Origin of the sequence: Mesorhizobium sp. M0676, assembly GCF_040320535.1 — a bacterium.
Taxonomy (GTDB): domain Bacteria; phylum Pseudomonadota; class Alphaproteobacteria; order Rhizobiales; family Rhizobiaceae; genus Mesorhizobium.
The window spans coordinates 143986-160354 of the sequence record NZ_JAMYPU010000012.1 but is presented as its reverse complement, the minus strand read 5'-3'; the positions used below and the strand labels follow the sequence as shown (position 1 = coordinate 160354).

Below are 16369 nucleotides of genomic sequence, written 5' to 3'. Positions count from 1 at the left end.
GGGCACATGGCCCGGCTCCAAGGGCCGAAGGCCGAGATTGGATGGCGCACGAACAAGGCAGATGTCACGCATGCGGCAGGCCCAGCTTCAACATCACCAACATAGACCGCATGGTGCGGGTCCGGCCACAGCGGCCGGAGCCGCTGCCGACATTTGCTGCCATTGTTCAGGCGCCCGCCGCGCCCGCCGCGAATTGCGCCTGAAATTCCGGGCTGAGCGGGATCGGCTTGATGACGTCGATCAGCACGCCATTGGGATCCCTGGTGATGAAATGGCGCTGGCCGAAGGGTTCGTCGCGCAGCGGGCACAGGATCGGCAGGCCGGCCGCAACGATCCGTTCATAGACAGCATCAGGATCCCTCACCTCGAAATTGAGCAGCAGCCCCGATGTGCGGCCGCGCCCCCCCTCGGGGATCGTCTCGTGGTCGCCCTGGACGATACCGAGATTGACCCGGCGATCCTCGGCAGACTGCAGATGCACATACCAGTTGCTCGCAAACAGCGGCTTGAAGCGGAAGTGATTGATATAGAAGGCTTTTGTGCCGGCTACGTCGCCCGTCATCAGCACCGGATAATAGCTCGTCGTCTTCATCTTTCTTTCTCCCGTTAGCCAACATACAGTTTGCATGTAATTCGAAATAACATACAGGCTGCATGTATGCAACGAGAAACCCCGCGCCGCTCCAACCGCGACCGCACCGAAGCGACGCGCGCCGACCTGATCGCTGCGGCGCGCAAACTGTTCATCGAAAAGTCCTATGCCGAGACCGGCACGCCGGAGATCGTTGCGGCCGCCGGCGTCACCCGCGGCGCGCTCTATCACCACTTTGCCGACAAGCAGGCGCTGTTTGCCGCCGTGGTCGAGCAGGAGGCGGCGGCGGTGGCGCAAGAGATCGAGCGCGCCTCGCCGCCTTCTTTGTTTGCCCGCAATGCGCTGATTGCCGGCTCGGACGCCTATCTCGCCGCCATGCGCGCGCCCGGCCGCACGCGGCTTTTGCTGCTCGACGGGCCGGCCGTGCTTGGCCGCGCCGCCATGGATGCGATCGACAATCGCCACGGCAACCGGTCGCTGCGCGAAGGCCTGGTTGCGGCGATGCGCGAACAGTCGATGACCAGACTGCCTGCCGATGCGCTGACCGCTTTGCTCGCCGCCGCCTTCGACCGCGCAGCACTTGCCGTCGAGGCCGGCGCCTCGGCCGAAGACTATCGCGCCGTGCTCATGGCTCTGATCGATGGGCTGTCTCCGGCTCGCCCTCAGGCAGGTCGTCCGGTTCGAACTCGTTGAAGCAGCCGAGCTGGCGTTTGAACTGGTCGATCAGCCAGGCCGCCGCCGGTTTCGGGCTGCGGTCGGCGCGGTGCATGGCATAGAGCGATGAGCGCACCTCGCTAAAAGGTTCAAGGTCGAGTTCGACCAGCCTGCCGCTGGCCAAATCGTCCGCGATCAGCCAGCGCGGCAACCCGCCCCAGCCCAGCCCCTCGCGCATCAACGTATGCTTGATACGCACATCTGTCAGCCGCCATGTACGATAGGCAAAGACGCCGAAGTCGCGTCCCTTGGTGCGTTCCGACTGGTCGCTGACAACCAGCTGGGTGTGCTCTCGCGCATCCTCGAGCGCCACCGGTTTCGGCAGCAGTGCCAGAGGGTGGGTGGGGGCGGCAGCCAGCACGATCGACATGAAGCCGATGCGCACGAGATGCACGTCGACCTCGCCCAGCAAGCCACCGATGCCAAGATCCGACTGTCCGCTGACGACATGGTCGGGGATCAGACCGAGCGTGCCGATATGCAGTCGCATCATCACGGTCGGGAACTGCGCCTCGAACGCCTTCAGCACCCGCACCAGCACTGGCGAGGGCAGCGCCGCGTCAACCGACAGCGCAACTTCAGCCTCCAGCCCCTGATGGTGACCGTCGGCACGCGAACGGATGCGCTGCAGCATGCCGACCATGCGCCGGGCGTCCTCCAGCATCGCCCGGCCGATTTCGGTCAGCTGCGGCTCGCGCGTGCCCTCGCGCTCGAACAGTTTCAGGCCAAGCTGCGCTTCAAGATTGGCGATGCCGTAGCTGATGACGGACTGCGCGCGGTTAAGCTTGCGGCCTGCGGCTGAGAAGCTGCCGGTGTCGGCGACCGCAACCAGGATCTGCAATTGGTCGAGCGTCGGATTGGGTTGCACGACATACCTACTTTATGAATGGATCGTATAGAAAATATACCAGTTTTTTTGAATGGGTCGGTAGGCCCATATCAGGCGGGAGAAATCAATTCCCACTGGAGAGAACCGCTATGTCTATCCTGCTTGTAACCTCGAGCCCGCGCGGCGCTGCCTCGCACTCGACCCGTATCGCTACCGAATTCGCTGAAAAGCTCGTCGCCGCCGACCCGTCGAATACGCTCGTCGTACGCGACCTAGTGGCCAACCCGCTGCCGCATATCGACACCGATTATGCGACCGGCATCTACACCCCCGTTGAAGCCCGCACGCCGCGCCAGGCCGAAGTCGTCGGCGTCTCCGACATCGTGCTTGACGAACTGTTCGCAGCCGACACCGTGATCCTGGCCACCGGCTTCATCAACTTCAACATCTCCTCAACCCTGAAGTCCTGGGTCGATCACATCTCCCGCTCCGGCAAGAGCTTCTCTTATGGCGAGGGTGGTCCCAAGGGCCTCGTCACCGGCAAGAAGGTCTATATCGTACTCGCCTCGGGCGGCATCTATTCCGAAGGTGCGGCCGTGCAGTTCGATCACGCCATCCCCTATCTGCGCGGCGTGCTCGGCTTTCTCGGCATGACCGACGTCGACGTCATCCGCATCGAAGGCGTCGGCATGGGCCCTGATGCCGTCACCGCCGCACTTGCCAAGGCGACCGCCAAGGTCGATGCCGTCGTGGCCAAGACCGCGAGCGCGCAAATCGCCGCGTAAGCACACCCCGTCATTCGCATTGAAAAGGCAGGCGCTTCGGTGCCTGCCTTCTTGCTGTCCGGGGCCGAGAGCAGGGTCCACCGGCAGATGGCGTGGTGTTCGTGGCGGGGTTTTCGATGGCTGCCAACTATTCTTGCCCGTTCATCAGCTGGCCCTCATAGGTTTGGAAGCCCCCGGCATCGCCATCGGATTTGCCGTTGGTCCACGGCCAATCTGTTTTTGCACCGACGGATCGGGCTAGACTCGTGCATCCCTGTCAAAACAGAGAGGCAACTTATGGCCGAATGTCCGAGTGGAGGAGAGAACAACGGAATTGTCGCAAGCGCTGTTGCCGACGACGATCCGCGTCTCGCGTTCATCTATCAGGAGGCGGTGAGAGGTCTCACTCAACAGCAGACGCTTGTGGAGAACATGAGCACCCGCCGGCAGCCTTGTCTTTGCCACCGCATTTGCCAACTCGCTACTCGGCGGTGCGGCGCTTTCCAACGGGCTTGGGCTTTGGGATTGGACCGCAGTGGCCCTGTTGTTCGGCATCGGCGGGCTGATCGTCTTCATGCTTTGGCCCTATCACCAATATACATTCCGCTTCGATCCGGAAGATCTGCTTGATCAATATGTCGACGGCGACAGGCCGACGACAATGTCGGCCATGCGCCGCGCGCTTGCCCTTCGGATCAAGGCGGACATGGCCGGCAACTGGCGAATTATCCAGCGGCTCCGGCTGGCGTTGCAGATTGCGCTGGTTTTTCTGCTGCTCGACATCCTGGCTTGGCTTTTGGCAATTGCGGGCATCTGATCACGTCTCAAGGTGCACCGGCCTCGGTCGCGCATCATACCTGCGTCCTAGGAAATGGACAGGATCTCAAGTTCGCGCGGCCCTAGTTGGACAAAGTCGCCAACGGTTTTTCCGGTCAGCGCGATGGCAACCGGCGAACCATGCGATATGGAAGCTTCAGACGGGTTGGCCTCATCCTCTCCGACGATGCGGAAGGTCTGAGTGCGGCCATCATCACGCTTGAAGGTAACGGTGTGCCCGAAGGCGATCACCTCATTAGAGGTGGGCACCGGCATAAGCTGAGCCGTACGCACGCGCTCGGCATAGTAACGCATATCTCGAACCGGAATCGCTGACTGGCGTCGCCGCTCATTGACATCTTCCAGCACGCTAGCGGCCTCAAGAGCTTGCTGGGCGCGAGCCAATTCAACCTGCAGCGTCTTGAGGCCCGCTTCCGTGACAAGGTTGACCCGATCGGAGACAGGGCGAGCCGGCAGGATGGTTTCCGATGCTGCCTCGGCGCTTTCCTCCTTGGCAAACGCTACGCTCAATTGTCGATACTTTCTGCTTGCGGCCCACTGCCATTATTCGAGATTCTGGCGACGGATGACCGGCGCAAAACCTATGTTCGGCGCCTCGACCAGTTCGGCCCTTACCCGAACATCCTCTCGCCTTGCTCGTCGACCAACTGCATGCCCTTCTTGATCGAGATGTCGACGGCGTCGTCCAGTCCGGCAAAGCGATCGGCGCGGATGAATTTGTGTTCCTTCATCACGCCGTCGACTTCCTTCGAAACCACGCCGCAGGTCTGGTATTGGCCCCCCTCCGCCTTGTAGGGCGTGGCGCTGATCAAAAATCCCTTGTGCTCAACCTGCTTTGCCGGTGCTGCGCTCTTGGGCTCGCCCGCCTCACCGCCGCCACCACCGAAAAGACGTTTCAGAAAAGACATGGGGCTTCCTCCAACGGCAATCATCCTGCACCACGTCTCGCGGTGCAGGATGATTTTCAGTACCGTTCCTCAGTCGAACGGGCAAGGGTTCTCGCCCGGGGTCAACCGCGCGATAGCGCTTCTAGGGCTTCAGCGGCGGCTTCCAGGACTGCAATCGCCTCGGCCTGCTTTTCAGCCGGCGCGTCGACGAGATCGCCGAGCGCGGCACGCAGCCGGTGGCGCACGGCGCGGAACTCGTCGCGGGCTTCCGAGCGACCCCGTCCACCACGCCGTCCGCCTTCCTCGCCGTCGTCGTTCCAGCCGAACCAGTCCCGCGCTTTCGCCATCTTGCGGCCGAAGCGCTCCAGATGCTCGAGCACGCCGTCGATCATCTCGCGGTTCTCGGCGAGATGCGCCTGCCCCGCCTCGGTGATCGAAAACACCTTCTTGTTGCCGTCGGCGGCTGAAGCCGCATAGCCGGCCTCTTCCAGGAAGGTCAGCGTCGGATAGACGACGCCCGGGCTCGGGCTGTAGATGCCGCTGGTGCGCTCTTCCAGCGCCTTGATGATGTCGTAGCCGTGGCGCGGCGCCTCGGCCAGCAGCGACAGCGTGATCAGCTTGAGATCGCCGTCGGCCAGCATGCGCCCGGCACGAAACATGTCGCCCGGGCCGCCGCGTCCACCGCCACGTCCGCCGTGGCCGAACGGACCAAAGCCGCCGCCCCCTCTTCCACCAAATTTGCCTGCCATGTGCAGGAATGCGCGCTCGGCGCGCTCGCCAAAGGGATGATGTCTGTGCATGAATTGCTCCTTGAGTTATATCTTACGATACATCTTAATTAGGCTTACCCCGCCGACGAGTCAAGATATATCTTACGATGTATCTAAAGGCGGCGCCAGAAGGTTGATTTCGCCGCCGCCGGCAGCTAGAAAGCGCGTGAGGGCCAAAACCTCTCCGTAAGCGTCTGACGTCAAGCAACGCATCCACCCCGGTCTTTCCGGGCAGTTCCGCCGGAAACCCGGCGCAACGGATGCCAAATGCGACGGACCGGATGTTTCAGGAAAATCCAAAAATGACCACGACCCGTAAGCGCGGCAAGCTGCCGGCGCGCTATGCCGCGATCGTCAGTCCGCTCGTGCTGTCGCTGCTGATGACCTTCATCGTCTCGTTCATATCGACGCTGAAAAGCCTTGGACTGCAACCTGATTTGCCGGCTGTCTGGCTCACTGCCTGGGGCCTGTCCTGGCTGGTAGCGTTCCCAACGTTGCTCATGGTGCTGCCGGCGGTGCGCCGCATTGTCGGCTGGCTTTGCGAGCCGGCGTCCCGGTAACGCCCATGACGGTAAGGCCCGCAGAGTCTTCGGGCCTTGCCTCCCTATCAGCGAGCCTTGCGCCGGTTCCAGGCATAGAGAAGATCGGCGAAACGATCATAGGCCAAGCGTGTCAGCGGCAGCGCGACCGGATTGCCGAAGAGCGTCGCCAGCCAGCCCTCGCCCGGCGTCGCCCGCCAGACGGCAACCGCGACATCGGCGCCGACCAGCAGCCTGCCTTCGGCATCGGTGGCATGCAGCCGGCGGCGTATGTCCTCCAGCGAGGCGCCGTAGCCAGAGAGCGCCGCCGGTTCGAGGTTGATGTCGCGGAATTCGATCCGCCCGGCCTTGATCGCCTCGATCAGCCGCCGTTTCTGCCTGGTGATGCCGCCATCGCAGACGGGGCAGCGTGTGTTGTACCAGACGGTCAGCGCAGGCTTGGACATGGCGCGACTATCGCCCTGACGGCACGGCCCCGCAATATGACGCCGAGCCGCACGGACCCACGCCCAGCGCTATCCAAGCGAGGCGACGATCTCGCGATAGGCAAATTCCGGGAAAGCCTTGAGCGTTCGCGTCTTGACGCTGCCGCCCGTTGCCAGCATCAGGGCGAAACGAGCAAGCACAGCGTCGTCGGGCGCCTCGATAATCGCCACCATGTCATATTCGCCCATAGTCAGGTAAAACGCCTTGAACGAGCCGCCCATGTCGGCCAGTTGCTTCTTGGCGGCATCGAGCCGCTTCGGCGACTCTCGGATATTTCTGGCGCCCTGTTCCGTCCAGTTCATCAGCAGGATGTAGGTTGTCATCACACACCTCCCTCCGGCGCCACGGAGCACGGCTGAGGACATCAGCCGGGGCGGACATCCGGTTTTTCGCCCAGAACATGCATCCGACCAGGCAAGTATCCTCCCGACGGAGATGGGCGACAAGAGCCTTCACCCGGCAACAAAAAGGGCGCCGTCGGCGCCCTTTTCGAATGCTGGTCTGTTGCCGGTATCAGCTGTCGAGGAAGCTCCTCAGCTTGCGGCTCCGGCTCGGGTGCTTGAGCTTGCGCAGCGCCTTGGCTTCGATCTGGCGGATACGTTCGCGGGTGACCGAAAACTGCTGGCCGACTTCTTCCAGCGTGTGGTCGGTGTTCATGCCGATGCCGAAGCGCATGCGCAGCACCCGCTCCTCGCGCGGCGTCAGCGAGGCCAGAACGCGCGTGGTGGTCTCGCGCAGATTGGCTTGGATCGCCGCATCGATCGGCAGGATCGCCATCTTGTCCTCGATGAAATCGCCCAGATGCGAATCCTCTTCGTCACCCACAGGGGTTTCGAGCGAGATCGGCTCCTTGGCGATCTTCAAGACCTTGCGCACTTTTTCGAGCGGCATTGCGAGCTTTTCTGCCAGTTCCTCCGGCGTCGGCTCGCGGCCGATCTCGTGCAGCATCTGGCGCGACGTGCGCACGATCTTGTTGATCGTCTCGATCATGTGCACCGGAATGCGGATGGTGCGCGCCTGGTCCGCGATCGAACGCGTGATCGCCTGCCGGATCCACCATGTCGCGTAGGTCGAGAACTTGTAGCCGCGGCGGTATTCGAATTTGTCGACCGCCTTCATCAGGCCGATATTGCCTTCCTGGATCAGGTCAAGGAACTGCAGGCCGCGATTGGTGTATTTCTTGGCGATGGAGATGACGAGGCGCAGATTGGCCTCGACCATTTCCTTCTTGGCGATCGCGGCTTCGCGCTCGCCCTTCTGCACCTGGTTGACGATCTTGCGGAATTCCAGGATTGAGATCGCCGTCTCGGTTGCGAGGTTCTGGATTTCCGAACGCAGATCCTTGATCGCGTCCTTCTCGTTCTTGGTGAATTCCTTCCAACCGCGCGAGGTCAGGTTGCCGATCGAGCGCGTCCAGTTCGGGTCGAGCTCGGAGCCCTGATATTCCTTGAGGAACTCCTCGCGGCGCACGCCATAGCTTTCGGCTAGGCGCAGCAGCTTGCCTTCGTTCTGCACCAGGCGCTTGTTGATGTCGTAAAGCTGCTCGACCAGCGCCTCGATTCGCGCCGTGTTGAGCGACAGCGACTTCACCGCCTTGATCAGCTGGTCCTTCAGCTCCTTCAGGCGGCGGTCCTGGCTGGGCGACAGCGTGCCGGTCGCGGCCAGACGGTTTTCGACCTGCTGGTCCTGCAGCTTGCGCAGCTTCTTGTAGGTGTCGGCGATGACGTCGAGCGTCTCCATCACCTGCGGGCGCAATTCCGCTTCCATCGCCGCCAGCGACAGGCTCGCCTCGTCCTCGTCTTCCTCGTCGTCATCGACCAAGCCGCGCGTGTCGGCGCCGACATTGGTGATGTCGTCTTCCTCGTCGCGTCCACGCCTCGGCTTGTCCTCGGCCTTGGGCGCCTCCTCGATGCGCTCGACCACCGGCGCCTGCTTGGCTTCGGGGCCCGCATAGGTGGCTTCGAGGTCGATGATCTCGCGCAGCAGGATCTTGGATTCGTTGAGCTCGTCACGCCAGATGATGATGGCCTGGAAGGTCAGCGGGCTTTCGCAGAGGCCCGCGATCATCGTCTCGCGGCCGGCCTCGATGCGCTTGGCGATCGCGATTTCGCCCTCGCGCGACAGGAGCTCGACCGAGCCCATCTCGCGCAGATACATGCGCACCGGGTCATCGGTGCGGTCGGTCGGCTCTTTCTTGGTGGTCGTGGCGGCGACGGCGGTGCCGGTCTGCTCGGCCAGTTCGTTGGCGTCTTCCTCGGCGTCGGCATTGCTGTCGGCGGCCTCGGGCTCCTCGCTCTGATCGTCGTCCTCGACCACGTTGATGCCCATGTCGGACAGCATCGCATTGATGTCTTCGATGCGATCCGGATCGGTCTCTTCCGACGGCAAAACCGCGTTCAGTTCGTCGAGAGTCACATAGCCGCGCTTCTTGGCGGCCTTGATCATCTTCTTGACAGCATCATCGGAAAGGTCGAGCAGAGGCCCATCGGTGGCGCCTTCACGTTCGGTCTCGACCTCTTCCTTTTCCTTTGTCGCCATAGTCTTTATCTTCTCCTAGCGGCCGAGCATCGAAGCCGCGTAGCTGCCGCACCGGTCAAACTACATGCGCTGGTGGCGCTTAACCGGGCCGGTAACCGAATCAACTCTTTTGTTTGTTCATATCGTGCCCCCAAAACCGGTTTTCACTTTTGGGCGATATGCATTAAGTCCAGATTAACCCTGATATCTGTGGCAGGCTGACAGCCTGTCCAGTGATCAGCACCTCGCGTCAGTGCATTTCCGTCGACGCCGGCGCGGGTTAAAGTTTCGAATCGTCCTGATTCCGTCATTCTGCCAGAAGGTCAAGCGCCTCTCGCATGATTCGCATCAAAAAAGCGAATCAATTACCCGACTTAGAGGCGTCGATTCGACGCGCAGCACGTACAACATTCATTCTTGCGCAGGTTTCGACCTAGACGCGCCCACCCCTGCCCGAGGATACACCGAACCCTTCGATCAGCGCTTCCGTTGCTTGTACATCACGGAATTGCGCCTGAATCTCGATGAGGTGCCGGTAGTTTTCGTCAGTGGGATCGCTGGCGAGCGCTGCTTCCGCCTGTTTCAGCTCCTTATGTAAGGTGCGCGCGCTGCGCTGCAAGTGCAGCGCCTGGTTGAAGGCGTCGCGCGCATCCTCAAGCGCTGCGGTTTCCAGCGCGGGCCATTGCCTGGTCCGTTGGATCAGCGCCACGGCGCGCCCCCAGATATCGCTGCAGCCGGCACGTTCGATGGTGGCGATCACTGCGCTACGGTCATTGGCCATGTCATGCGCCATCGCATCGAGGATGGCGGCGTGCAGCCGCTGCAGATCGGTGTTGGCGAGATCGAGGAACTCGACATGGGCGAAGTTCTCGTCGATCAGCGCCGGATGGTTGACGAGAGCTACGATGATCGTCGCCTCGCGCACCGACATCATCTCGCCACCGCGCTTGACCATGGCGGAGCGGCCGAGGCTTTCAGTGATCGCGGCGCGCGCGCCTGCCCCGCTGCCTTTGGCGAACTGTCCGCCGGGTGCGGGCGTTTTGCCCTGCCCCGGTTTCCAGTCCTGGCGACCTTGCCGCACTTCGCGCTGGGCGCTGAAGAAGGTCAGTTCCCGCTCGCGCATCCACTGCTGGTAGTGGTAGCGCTGGCTCTCATCGCGGATGCGGCTGGTCAGTTCGCGCAGCGTCTTTGTCAGCCCCGCCCGCCGCTCCGGCGTGTCGAAGACGCCACCGGATGTCTCACGCATCCACAACAAATCAGCGAGAGGCCGCGCTTCCGCCAGCACGGCACGAAACGCGTCCGGCCCTTCTGCCTTGACCAGATCGTCGGGATCCTTGCCCTCCGGCAACAGCGCAAAGCGCACCGACCGCCCGGCCTGCACCGACGGCAGCGCGAGATCCGCGGCGCGCCACGCCGCCTTCAGCCCGGCCTGGTCGCCGTCGAAGCACAGCATCGGCTCAGGCGCCATGCGCCAAAGAAGTTCGAGTTGGTTTTCGGTGAGCGCGGTGCCGAGCGGCGCCACGGCATTCTCGAAGCCGGCCTGCGCCAGCGCAATCACGTCCATATAGCCTTCGACGGCAATCACCGTGCCGCCTTTCGCCAGCGCTTTGCGGGCGCGGGCGAAATTGTAGAGCACGTTGCCCTTGTGGAAGAGCTCCGTATCGGGCGAATTCATGTATTTGGCCAGCGCATCGGGCGCCAGTGCGCGGCCGCCAAAGGCGATGATCTTGCCGCGCGAATCCGGGATCGGGAACATGATGCGATCGCGGAACCAGTCATAGGAGACCGGGATGTCGTCGCCATGACGCACCAGCCCGCAGGCCTCGATGTCGGCCTTGGGCACACCCTTGGCGGCAAGATGTTCCTTCAGCGCATTGCGGCTGTCGGGCGCAAAGCCCAGCCGGAACGATTGCTGCGTCGCCGGCGTCAGCCCGCGATCCCTGAGATAGGCGCGGGCTTTTGCACCCTCCGGTCCTTGCAGCCGCTCCTGGAAGAAGGCAGTCGCCATCTCCATGACATCGGTCAGACTGGCGCGTTCCTTCTCACGCTGTTCTTCCCGCTCGTCGCGCACCGGCATCGGCACGCCGGCCATGTCGGCGATCTTCTCGACCGCTTCGGGAAAGCTTAATCCGTCGAGCTCGGTCAGGAACTTGAAATGATCGCCCGACACCGAACAGCCGAAACAGTGATAGCGGCCCTTCTTGTCCTCGCAGTGGAAGGAGGGGCTCTTTTCGCCATGGAACGGACAACAGGCCCAATAGTCGCCGCGCGAGGCGTTGGTCTTCTTCCTGTCCCATGCGACGCGCTGGCCGATGACCGATGAAATCGGCACACGGTCGCGTATCTCATCGAGAAAGGCGGGCGGAAAGCGCATTGGGGGAACTCGTTTGTCCCTCATATAATCATGCGCGCGGAATCCGACGACCCTTATTGCGGACCATACCCGGTTTCCACAGCCAAAAAGCCCGGTTTCTACAGCCAAAAGAAAGGCGGCCGTTTAGGGCCGCCTCCTTTCAAGTCTCGGCATTGCGCCGGCGAGGCCGGGCTAATGCGCGGCAATGGCGCCGAAGATGACGCCGGACAGGACACTGACCAGCACATAGTCGTTGCCGACGCGGATCCATTCCTGGCCGCGGCCGGGGCGATGCAGGCCATAGCGGCCATAATCGCGGATCGGCTGGTGCCGCTTCCAGCTGGAATATTTCTGGCCATTGCGCCAATGGCTGCGCTTGACGACCACCGTCTTCTTCACGACGCGCTTCCTGACATCGACATGCTTGCCGGGCCTCTGCCAGTCGACCCGCGTGTAATTCGACTGAGGTGCGACCGGTGCGTTCACCGGTGCGGCCTGGCCGGTAAGCGAAGTGGCGGCCAGCATCGAGAAAGCGAGGGCGGAAAGAACAACACGTTTCATAGCGGGGCTCCTTGGTTGTCGATGCCTAGGGAATAGCGCCCGAAGGATGAACCGAAACTGAACACTAGCATTACATTTACGTAATGAAATCCTGTGCTTATCCTGGTTATTTGAACATCATCGCAAAGGCGATTGCCGGGAGTCCGGCAAACCGGGACGATCCGCTGCCATCACCAGGGATCCGCCATGCAACCATTTGCGCATCCGTCCATTTTCCGACACGCCCTGTCGCGCCGCGACGGCTCTTGAAATCGACAAGATTTTATTACCCGGCTAAAATATTCCGGATATTGTTCAAGACTGTCATGACCATGATTCGCAGCCCCGTTTTCCTCCCTGCACTGCGCGCCCTCCGCGTCGCGGTCCCTGTCTGCGTGCGGGTTTCGAAATGAGCGGCTCCGTCGTCCTGCTGCATCTGGCGGGCGCGGTGGCGCTGATGTTGTTTGCCACCCGCATGGTCAAGACAGGCGTCGAGCGCGCCTATGGCGACGTGCTGCGTCACCGGCTGCGCTCCACCATGCGCAATCCGATCATGGCGGTGCTGGCCGGCTGCGGCCTGTCCATTGCGCTGCAGAGCTCGACCGCCGTCACGCTTCTCGTCGGCTCCTTCGCCGGCGCAGGCATCGTCTCGGGCATGTCGGGCCAATTGGCTGTGCGCGGCGCCGAGATCGGCTCGGCGCTGGTGGTCAAGCTCTTGACCTTCGATCTGACGCTGCTGGTGCCGATCTGCCTCGTCGCCGGCACGGTCATGTTCATGGCCACCGAGCGGCGCGACTGGCGCCAGTTCGGCCGCATCCTGGTCGGCATCGGCCTTTTGGTGCTGTCGCTGGAAATGATCGGCCAGGCCTCGGAGCCGCTGCGGCAGAGCACGCTGATGCCGCTCATCATCGAATATTTCTCCAGCGACTACGTCACCGCCTATCTGCTCGCCGCGCTCGTCACCTGGCTGTTCCACTCCTCGATCGCCGCCGTGCTTTTGATGGTCACGCTGGCCGGCCGCGGCTTCATCCCGCCCGAACTCGGCATCGTGCTGGTGCTCGGCGTCAATCTCGGCTCGTCGATCATCGCGCCGCTGCTCACCCGAAGTGCCGAACCTGGCGTGCGCGTCGTGCCGATCGGCAATCTGTTGATGCGCGGCATGGGCTCGCTGGTGATGCTGATCCTGTTCATGACGCTGAAGCCGCCGGTCGCCTTCCTCGGCGCCACCGTGCCCGACCAGATCGTCAACGCCCACATCCTGTTCAATGTGCTGATCCTGCTCGCCGGCCTGCCGCTTGCCAGCTTGATCTATCGTGCCTCTGAGAAGATCGTCGCAATGGGCACCAAGCCAGCGCCGGCTACAGAGCTCGATGTGGTCGAACTCTCCGCCCTCAACGACGGCGCGCTCGACGTTCCGAGCCAGGCGCTGGCCAACGCCACCCGCGAGGTGGTGCGCGTCTGCGAGACGGTCGAGATCATGCTCAAGCGCATCATCGAGCTGTATGAAAGCGCCGACGGCGACAAGATCAAGGCGCTGGCCGCCCTTGACGACCGCGTCGACAGGAAGCACGCGGCGATCAAGCTCTATCTGGCCAAATTGACCAGGAACTCGCTCACAGAGGGCGAGGCGCTGCGCTGCCAGGAGCTGATAGGCGCCTGCGTCAAGCTCGAGCAGGTCGGCGACATCATCGTGCGCAACATGCTGGTGCATGTGAAGAAGAAGTTCGAGCGCGGGCTGGAGTTCACGCCCGAGGGCTGGAGCGAGCTGCTCGCCTTTCACACCTCGGTGCTGGCCAATGCCAGGCTTGCTTTCAACGTGCTGGTGTCGCGCGACCCTGAGACTGCCCGCCAGTTGGTGCTGGAAAAGGACCGGCTGCGCGACCGCGAAAAGGAAACCAGCGCCAGCCATTTCGTGCGGCTGCGCGACGGCACCGCCAAGAGCGTCGAGACAAGTTCCATCCACCTCGACACCATCCGCGACCTGAAGCAGATCAACTCGCTGCTGGCGTCGATGGCCTACCCGGTGCTGGAAGAGCGCGGCCTGCTCGGCGGCTCCAGGTTGAAGGCGAGCTGATCAAGAAAACCTAAACCGGCCGCAAAAATTTCTGCATTGCCGGCAAGCGCCATCCATGATTTGAGGCCAACTCGTTCAAGGATCGCTTCCGCGCCATGCTTCCGCTCATTGCCCTGTTCATCGCCGCCTTCGCTTTCGGCACCACCGAATTCGTCATTGCCGGCGTGCTGCCGCAAGTGGCCGACGGCCTTAGCGTTTCGATCCCGACCTCCGGCTATCTCGTCTCAGGCTATGCCGGCGGCATCGCGATTGGCGGGCCGTTGCTGGCGCTCGCCACCAAGGGCATTTCCCGCAAGACGCTGCTGCTTTGCCTGACCGTCGCCTTCACGATCGGCCAGGCCGCTTGCGCGCTGGCGCCCGATTTTGCCTCGATGCTGCTCTTGCGCATTGCGGTCGCCGTCGCACACGGCGCCTATTTCGGAGTCGCCATGGTGGTGGCTGTCGGCCTCGTGCCCGAGGACAAGCGCGGCATGGCCGTGGCTGTGATCCTCTCCGGCCTCACCGTATCCAATGTCATCGGCGTGCCGGCCGGCACCGCAATCGGCAATCTCTGGGGCTGGCGCGCCACCTTCTGGGTGATGTGCGCGCTGGGCGTGGTGGCGTTTGCCGCCATGGCCGCCCTCCTGCCGCGCAAAACGGGCGCATCGAGCCCATCCGCCAGTCTTGGCAGCGAGGTTCGCGTGCTGGCGCGCCAGCAAGTCTGGACCTCGCTGATCCTGATGCTGACGTTGATGATCGGCCAGTTCGGCCTGTTCACCTACATCACCCCGACACTGCTTGAGGTGACCCATCTCGACGAGAGCCTGATCCCCTGGGTGCTGCTGCTCAACGGCGTCGGCGCCACCGTCGGTGTGTTTCTCGGCGGCAAGCTTTCCGATTGGAAGCTGATGCCGTCGCTGATCACCATGCTTGCGCTGCAGGCGGTGATGTTGGGCGTGATCTATGCCGTCAGCCCCTACCCCGTGCCGATGGTCATCGCCATCGTTATCTGGGGTGGCCTCAACTTCGCCATAGGCACGCCGATCCAGACCCGCATCCTGGCCTGGACGGCGGACGCCTCCAACCTCGCCTCCTCGCTCATCCCCTCCGGCTTCAATGTCGGCATCGCGCTCGCCGCGTCGCTGGGCGCTGCCATGCTCAATGCCGGCTACGGCTACCGCAGCCTGCCGGTTGTGGGCGCTGCCGCCATGCTGGTCGCAGTGGTGGTGGCACTTGCCTCCTACATCTGGGAGGGGCGCAGCCGGGCAGCGCCGCCGCTGCCGGCAGCGGCCGAATAGCGTCGGACTACAAATCGATCCGGAACAACAAACTCTCGGCGCCGCCATACGCGGCGTCCTTGATGAACGGACCGACCACACGGCCGCCATTGGCCAGCACCACCTTCTGCGAGGCCGGATTGTCGAGGTCGGTGGTGAGCTCGACATATGGCAAACCAACAGCCCTCGCCTCGTCCAGCATCAGCCGCAGCGCCTCGGTCGCATAGCCTCGTCCGCGCTTCCACGGCACCACGGCATAGCCGATATGGCCGAGCACATGCGACGGCAGTGCGGCCGTACCCGGCTGCCAGCGAAAGCCGATCGAGCCGGCGGCCTCGCCGTCCCAGATCCAGCGCCGGAAGCCCGGCAGCTGCGGCACGGTCGTGCCGTCCGGCAAGGTAATCGGGCCTCCTTTGGCCTCGGGATCGTCGAGGCTGGCAAGGAACGCCGCGGGATCCTCGTCGATCGCCGCAAGTTGCTCGCGCGTCGCTTCCATCAGCCGGACATTGTCCGGCGACCAGCCACGCTCGAGCGCCGCCTTGTAGGAGGGCAGATGTTCGAGCGTGGGTTTGACGATTTCGATCATGGTGGGTCTCTCCGGCAGGTCAAGGCTTGGCTCCCTTAAGCCGGTGCGGACCGTTTCTTGCGCAGAGGTAATGCCCCCCTGCTCTCCTTCGCCATTGAAGCGGTGTCGGCTCCTACTGCAGCAGGCCTTTGACGATGCCGCTGGCCTTGCCGAAATCCATCTGGCCGGCATATTTCTGCTTCAGCGCGGCAATCACCTTGCCCATGTCCTTCTGGCTCGCCGCACCAGTCGCTGCGATCGCTTCGCGCGCGGCCGCGGTGACGGCGGCGTCGTCCAGCTGCGTCGGCAGGAAGCCGCGGATGATCTCCATCTCGCCACGCTCCTGCGCCGCCAATTCCGGCCGCTTGCCGTCCTCGAACGCCTTGGCCGATTCCTCGCGCTGCTTCACCATCTTGGCCAGGATCTGCAGGATCTCCTCGTCGCTGGCGGGGTCCTTGGCCGAGCCGCGATTGGCGATGTCGCGGTCGTGAATGGCGGCATGGATCAGCCTGAGCGTCGGCAGGCGGTGCTTGTCCTGCGCCTTCATCGCGCTTTTCAGGGATTCGGCGATTTTTGCGCGCATGATGCTTTCTCCTTCGAACGGCGCGGACAATAACCGCGGCCCATTCGCAAAGCAAACGCGCCA

The 16369-nt window shown here is 62.9% G+C and carries 18 protein-coding genes; 6 read left to right on the top strand and 12 right to left on the bottom strand.

The window, feature by feature from the left end:
• Window positions 1–166: 166 nt before the first annotated feature.
• Window positions 167–592, bottom strand: a complete 426-nt coding sequence (locus tag NKI35_RS15860; RefSeq protein WP_023711210.1) for a VOC family protein — start codon at window positions 590–592, stop codon at window positions 167–169.
• Between the two features lie 66 nt (window positions 593–658).
• Between NKI35_RS15860 and NKI35_RS15855 the strand changes: the two genes are divergently transcribed.
• Window positions 659–1285 (top strand): TetR/AcrR family transcriptional regulator, encoded by a 627-nt coding sequence (locus tag NKI35_RS15855; protein ID WP_023691512.1) that lies wholly within the window; start codon window positions 659–661, stop codon window positions 1283–1285.
• Here the strand turns inward: NKI35_RS15855 and NKI35_RS15850 are convergent.
• Window positions 1218–2174 carry a LysR family transcriptional regulator gene (locus tag NKI35_RS15850; RefSeq protein ID WP_023705832.1) on the bottom strand — a complete coding sequence of 319 codons (957 nt, stop codon included), beginning with the start codon at window positions 2172–2174 and terminating at the stop codon, window positions 1218–1220. The two genes, NKI35_RS15855 and NKI35_RS15850, sit on opposite strands and share 68 nt — an antisense overlap.
• A 110-nt stretch (window positions 2175–2284) precedes the next feature.
• Between NKI35_RS15850 and NKI35_RS15845 the strand changes: the two genes are divergently transcribed.
• Complete coding sequence (locus NKI35_RS15845; RefSeq protein ID WP_023689756.1) at window positions 2285–2920, top strand: FMN-dependent NADH-azoreductase; 636 nt, start codon at window positions 2285–2287, stop codon at window positions 2918–2920.
• 514 nt (window positions 2921–3434) lie between these two features.
• The gene (locus NKI35_RS15840) at window positions 3435–3716 is read left to right on the top strand and encodes a hypothetical protein (protein ID WP_352536693.1); all 282 of its coding nucleotides are present in this window, start codon (window positions 3435–3437) and stop codon (window positions 3714–3716) included.
• A 47-nt stretch (window positions 3717–3763) separates the two neighbouring features.
• Here NKI35_RS15840 and greA read toward each other — a convergent pair whose 3' ends face one another.
• The 3 genes from greA to NKI35_RS15825 form a co-directional block, all read right to left on the bottom strand.
• Entirely contained in the window at window positions 3764–4246 is a 483-nt protein-coding gene (gene greA / locus NKI35_RS15835; RefSeq protein WP_023749972.1) for a transcription elongation factor GreA, read from the bottom strand.
• A gap of 101 nt (window positions 4247–4347) precedes the next feature.
• Window positions 4348–4644 (bottom strand): HlyU family transcriptional regulator, encoded by a 297-nt coding sequence (locus NKI35_RS15830; protein ID WP_023691516.1) that lies wholly within the window; start codon window positions 4642–4644, stop codon window positions 4348–4350.
• Window positions 4645–4745: 101 nt separating this feature from the next.
• Window positions 4746–5423 carry a PadR family transcriptional regulator gene (locus NKI35_RS15825; RefSeq protein ID WP_023672450.1) on the bottom strand — a complete coding sequence of 226 codons (678 nt, stop codon included), beginning with the start codon at window positions 5421–5423 and terminating at the stop codon, window positions 4746–4748.
• Between the two features lie 272 nt (window positions 5424–5695).
• On the opposite strand from NKI35_RS15825, the gene NKI35_RS15820 reads away from it, so the two are divergent.
• Window positions 5696–5953 (top strand): DUF2798 domain-containing protein, encoded by a 258-nt coding sequence (locus NKI35_RS15820; protein ID WP_023672449.1) that lies wholly within the window; start codon window positions 5696–5698, stop codon window positions 5951–5953.
• Window positions 5954–6000: 47 nt separating this feature from the next.
• Here NKI35_RS15820 and NKI35_RS15815 read toward each other — a convergent pair whose 3' ends face one another.
• The 5 genes from NKI35_RS15815 to NKI35_RS15795 all read right to left on the bottom strand — a co-directional run bounded on the left by NKI35_RS15815 (window position 6001) and on the right by NKI35_RS15795 (window position 11849).
• A complete protein-coding gene (locus NKI35_RS15815) occupies window positions 6001–6378 on the bottom strand; it encodes a thiol-disulfide oxidoreductase DCC family protein (RefSeq protein ID WP_352740765.1) in 378 nt (125 codons plus the stop codon).
• Window positions 6379–6447: 69 nt separating this feature from the next.
• On the bottom strand, window positions 6448–6741 hold the full coding sequence (locus NKI35_RS15810) for a GYD domain-containing protein (protein WP_023733294.1): 294 nt from the start codon (window positions 6739–6741) through the stop codon (window positions 6448–6450).
• Window positions 6742–6931: 190 nt separating this feature from the next.
• Window positions 6932–8956, bottom strand: a complete 2025-nt coding sequence (gene rpoD, locus NKI35_RS15805) for an RNA polymerase sigma factor RpoD (RefSeq protein ID WP_023672446.1) — start codon at window positions 8954–8956, stop codon at window positions 6932–6934.
• A 412-nt stretch (window positions 8957–9368) separates the two neighbouring features.
• On the bottom strand, window positions 9369–11309 hold the full coding sequence (gene dnaG, locus NKI35_RS15800) for a DNA primase (protein ID WP_352740763.1): 1941 nt from the start codon (window positions 11307–11309) through the stop codon (window positions 9369–9371).
• Between the two features lie 171 nt (window positions 11310–11480).
• Entirely contained in the window at window positions 11481–11849 is a 369-nt protein-coding gene (locus tag NKI35_RS15795) for an RcnB family protein (protein ID WP_352740761.1), read from the bottom strand.
• A 388-nt stretch (window positions 11850–12237) separates the two neighbouring features.
• Here NKI35_RS15795 and NKI35_RS15790 point away from each other — a divergent pair, with 388 nt between their 5' ends.
• Both NKI35_RS15790 and NKI35_RS15785 read left to right on the top strand, forming a co-directional pair.
• Window positions 12238–13902: a Na/Pi cotransporter family protein gene (locus NKI35_RS15790; protein ID WP_352740759.1), complete on the top strand. Its 1665-nt coding sequence runs from the start codon at window positions 12238–12240 to the stop codon at window positions 13900–13902.
• Between the two features lie 95 nt (window positions 13903–13997).
• Window positions 13998–15179, top strand: coding sequence for an MFS transporter (locus NKI35_RS15785; protein WP_352740757.1), 1182 nt, complete (start codon window positions 13998–14000; stop codon window positions 15177–15179).
• 7 nt (window positions 15180–15186) lie between these two features.
• Here NKI35_RS15785 and NKI35_RS15780 read toward each other — a convergent pair whose 3' ends face one another.
• Both NKI35_RS15780 and NKI35_RS15775 read right to left on the bottom strand, forming a co-directional pair.
• Window positions 15187–15744, bottom strand: a complete 558-nt coding sequence (locus NKI35_RS15780; protein WP_352740755.1) for a GNAT family N-acetyltransferase — start codon at window positions 15742–15744, stop codon at window positions 15187–15189.
• 112 nt (window positions 15745–15856) lie between these two features.
• Window positions 15857–16306 (bottom strand): GatB/YqeY domain-containing protein, encoded by a 450-nt coding sequence (locus NKI35_RS15775; protein WP_352740754.1) that lies wholly within the window; start codon window positions 16304–16306, stop codon window positions 15857–15859.
• Window positions 16307–16369: the final 63 nt, after the last annotated feature.

Coding starts and splice junctions, on each gene's coding strand:
- NKI35_RS15860 (WP_023711210.1), bottom strand. CDS start 592: ATGAAGACGACGAGCTATTATCCGGTGCTGATGACGGGCGACGTAGCC.
- NKI35_RS15855 (WP_023691512.1), top strand. CDS start 659: ATGCAACGAGAAACCCCGCGCCGCTCCAACCGCGACCGCACCGAAGCG.
- NKI35_RS15845 (WP_023689756.1), top strand. CDS start 2,285: ATGTCTATCCTGCTTGTAACCTCGAGCCCGCGCGGCGCTGCCTCGCAC.
- NKI35_RS15830 (WP_023691516.1), bottom strand. CDS start 4,644: ATGTCTTTTCTGAAACGTCTTTTCGGTGGTGGCGGCGGTGAGGCGGGC.
- NKI35_RS15825 (WP_023672450.1), bottom strand. CDS start 5,423: ATGCACAGACATCATCCCTTTGGCGAGCGCGCCGAGCGCGCATTCCTG.
- NKI35_RS15820 (WP_023672449.1), top strand. CDS start 5,696: ATGACCACGACCCGTAAGCGCGGCAAGCTGCCGGCGCGCTATGCCGCG.
- NKI35_RS15815 (WP_352740765.1), bottom strand. CDS start 6,378: ATGTCCAAGCCTGCGCTGACCGTCTGGTACAACACACGCTGCCCCGTC.
- NKI35_RS15810 (WP_023733294.1), bottom strand. CDS start 6,741: ATGACAACCTACATCCTGCTGATGAACTGGACGGAACAGGGCGCCAGA.
- rpoD (WP_023672446.1), bottom strand. CDS start 8,956: ATGGCGACAAAGGAAAAGGAAGAGGTCGAGACCGAACGTGAAGGCGCC.
- dnaG (WP_352740763.1), bottom strand. CDS start 11,309: ATGCGCTTTCCGCCCGCCTTTCTCGATGAGATACGCGACCGTGTGCCG.
- NKI35_RS15795 (WP_352740761.1), bottom strand. CDS start 11,849: ATGAAACGTGTTGTTCTTTCCGCCCTCGCTTTCTCGATGCTGGCCGCC.
- NKI35_RS15790 (WP_352740759.1), top strand. CDS start 12,238: ATGAGCGGCTCCGTCGTCCTGCTGCATCTGGCGGGCGCGGTGGCGCTG.
- NKI35_RS15785 (WP_352740757.1), top strand. CDS start 13,998: ATGCTTCCGCTCATTGCCCTGTTCATCGCCGCCTTCGCTTTCGGCACC.
- NKI35_RS15780 (WP_352740755.1), bottom strand. CDS start 15,744: ATGATCGAAATCGTCAAACCCACGCTCGAACATCTGCCCTCCTACAAG.
- NKI35_RS15775 (WP_352740754.1), bottom strand. CDS start 16,306: ATGCGCGCAAAAATCGCCGAATCCCTGAAAAGCGCGATGAAGGCGCAG.